The sequence below is a fragment of the Lyngbya aestuarii BL J genome (assembly GCF_000478195.2).
GTDB lineage: Bacteria > Cyanobacteriota > Cyanobacteriia > Cyanobacteriales > Microcoleaceae > Capilliphycus > Capilliphycus aestuarii.
Genome location: NZ_AUZM01000154.1, coordinates 1 through 2,910, shown reverse-complemented (window position 1 = coordinate 2,910; position 2,910 = coordinate 1). Strand labels below are relative to the sequence as shown.

Below are 2,910 nucleotides of genomic sequence, written 5' to 3'. Positions count from 1 at the left end.
CCCGACAATTTAGATTATACTTATGCTTTGGCTTTAGCAACGGTTTTACAACAAGATGCACCCACTGCGATCGCCGCTTTAGAACACGTCACCCAACTCGATCCCCAAAACCCAAACGCTTATGCTTATTTGGCTTTTATTCATCTGTATGCTTTGCATCCCCAAGCCGCAGAAAAAGCTATTCAAACCGCGATTAAATTAAACCCCGATCAAAGTGAATTCCAAGCGTTAAGGGGAATTGCAGCTTTGATGCAGGGAAATCTAATTCAAGCTTGGCAGGATCTACAAGCCCTGCGTTAAGGTTTAATTGACTTTCATTTCTGCGGGGATCAACTCATCGTCAACAATTGCGCCTTGTTCTTTCAGAGCAAGTTTAGTGGATTTTGATAACCCTGTACAGCCGATAAAACTGGCATCTTTGACTTTAGCATTGCTGAGATCAACGCTGCTGAAGTGGGTTCCGGTTAGGTTCGCGCCTGTGAGATCCGCATCAGTGAAGTCAACACTCACAAAGCTGGCACAGCTTAAGTCTACATGACTCAAATCCCACCCTTTTGCACCTTGAGTGACGATTTTCTGCACTAAGAGCCATTTTTGACTAAGTTGAGTGCTTTCGTCGATTTGGGTACCATTGAGGTTGACTTGACAGAGTTCTACATCGGTGAGGTTAGCCCCACGAAGATCAGCCCCGGTGAGGTTCACTCCGGTTAAAACGGTATTGAGGAGGTTGGCACCGCTCAGGTTAGCATTTTGGAGTTTGGCGTTGCTGAGGTTGGCACCCTTGAGGTTGGTATTCACCAGTTGAGCATGAGTCAAGTTGGCTTCTTTGAGATAAGCATTCAGAAGTTGGGCTTCGCTGAGATCAGCACGGGTGAAGTTGGCTTCGCTCAGGTAAAGATCGGAAGAGCACACCTCGAAGATTAGATCCACTCAGGGTAGAGTTGGTGAGATTGATCCCTCGGAGGTTTGTTAGGCTCAAGTTGGCATGGGAGAGATCTGCACTGATCAGGTTCGCCCCACTCAGATTAGATCCGCTTAAATTGATCCCAATGAGTTTAATTCCAATTAGAAAAGCCTCCTGGAAATCTCTCTTACCGTGAGCGTAGTGAGCGAGAAGTGTTTGAGTTTCCATGATAATTATTGAGAAATAGGTAAAAAATGTGAAGTTAAGATTCGATTTACGAGAACCTGTGATAGGATAATACAGGTCTATTCAAAACATTTCAGTCTCAATTCTGACGAATCCATCACCTCTTTTTTCGGTAAAATCAATAGTAGATCAGTGCTTTTTTTTGCGAGCGCGACGGGCAGATTCGATTAATTTCCTCCGATAAGGATCGGCATCAGTACGCCAGTAGACACGATGACCTTTGATTTCAGCGCAGTGTTCCTCTAAGCACTTCAGCCAACCCAGGCGGGTTTGAATTGCCCGATAATTATCTAATAGTCCCCAATCCTCCTCTTGACGAGTGAGTTTGGCGAAAGTCTCATAGTTGGGATATTCTGGCGTAATATAGGCTTGCTTACGATGCAAAATGGGTGGATTAGGCCCATCGTAGCTCTGATAAGTGACATGGAGATCGCGTAGGTCGATTTCCATTTGAGTGTCTAGAGCTGGATGCGGATCGGTATCAAAATCCGGATAAAATAAGTAGGTGATTTTGGGTTTTTTGACGTGAAACTTAATTATAGTTGTTCCGGCTAACCGACCTAGAGTTCGGTTTGCACAACCTTCGTACAAACGCAGTAGGGGGTCTAGTTTTTCCAAGGCGGAAATATGAACCCCGAGAGAGTGAGAAGATCTTTGACCGACTGGACTATTAGAACAACAGTCTGCGATCACTTCTAGGTTTCCCATACTATATAACATAATATCAGCTAAAGCACAAGCTTTCTTATAGCTGCCAAATAGCCCTTTAATGTCATTGCGGACAACTTCTGAATACTGGGAAAGTTTGGGGCGACGACTAAACTGACTTAATGCCAAATAAACTAAAAAATCCTGACGACGGCGATCCGCTAATTTTTCCCAATCTTCGGGATCAGTGGCTTGTAAAATGATCTTAAATGCTTTTTTAAATGTCCCAAATTCCGCTCGAATTTCGTCTTCATTAGCGAGTTCCCCTAAAACCGGAAGTCGCCCGCGATCGCTAACAAATTTGATCACAGGTTGAAGTAACTGTTCATAGTCTTCAAATCGTTTAACTTGTGTGCAGATTCTCGGAGAAGTTAGACGAGATCTAAAGCGAGATGCTCGAAAATTTTCACCCTGACTTTCATCTCTAAACACCACATAAACGCCAATATCAAGCGGAATAGAATTTACCCCTAACACTTGATCTATATAAACTTTGAGTTCTTCTTGCTCATAATATTTCTGAAAGGTATTCCGGTTAGTAATAATCCCATCTCCATAGGCTACAATTCCGCGATCGCGATCATCAATTAAAATCTGGGCAGCAACAATTAAAACCTGTCCTGTTAGTTCCCAAGCATTCACCAAAGATTGGCGTCGTTCTCGTTGACATTCAATCACATTAATGATGTAACCCAAGTTGACAATATCCGCTTCTTTTAAAGGGGTATCCGGGGAATAATAAGGGTCCCAACCGGAACTTTCATGCCCTTTTTCCCCGATGCGTTCAATGTCGCCTCCGTAGCCACATCCATAATCAAAGAAAGTCGTATTTTCGGAGAATAAACCCGCTTCTAAAACTAACTTCACAGGTCGGGAAAGAGAACGACGAACTAAAGCCGCTTTGTGACGTTCTATCTTCGGAATAGGGACAAACTCTAATGGATTTTCTTGATCCCCTTCTATCGAAACGATGCGATGATCCCGAATTTCTACTCCTTTTCGAGCGAGATATTGTTGCCATCCTTCACGGGTTCCAATAGTACGATAGATGC

Annotated in this window: 4 protein-coding genes; 1 reads left to right on the top strand and 3 read right to left on the bottom strand. The window is 43.6% G+C overall.

All coding sequences use genetic code 11. From position 1 onward, the window contains the following. A partial coding sequence (locus M595_RS27010) for a tetratricopeptide repeat protein (RefSeq protein ID WP_040484759.1) occupies positions 1-300 on the top strand: 300 nt, incomplete at its 5' end. Between the two features lie 3 nt (positions 301-303). On the opposite strand, the gene M595_RS27005 is transcribed toward M595_RS27010, so the two are convergent. From M595_RS27005 to M595_RS27000, 3 genes are all read right to left on the bottom strand, one after another. Next, positions 304-912 (bottom strand): pentapeptide repeat-containing protein, encoded by a 609-nt coding sequence (locus M595_RS27005; RefSeq protein WP_023069778.1) that lies wholly within the window; start codon positions 910-912, stop codon positions 304-306. After that, positions 863-1,132 carry a pentapeptide repeat-containing protein gene (locus tag M595_RS30345; RefSeq protein WP_083492886.1) on the bottom strand — a complete coding sequence of 90 codons (270 nt, stop codon included), beginning with the start codon at positions 1,130-1,132 and terminating at the stop codon, positions 863-865. The genes M595_RS27005 and M595_RS30345 overlap by 50 nt, the downstream gene beginning before the upstream one ends. A gap of 147 nt (positions 1,133-1,279) precedes the next feature. Beyond that, a partial coding sequence (locus tag M595_RS27000) for a DNA phosphorothioation-associated putative methyltransferase (protein ID WP_023069776.1) occupies positions 1,280-2,910 on the bottom strand: 1,631 nt, incomplete at its 5' end.

Coding starts and splice junctions, on each gene's coding strand:
- M595_RS30345 (WP_083492886.1), bottom strand. CDS start 1,132: ATGGAAACTCAAACACTTCTCGCTCACTACGCTCACGGTAAGAGAGAT.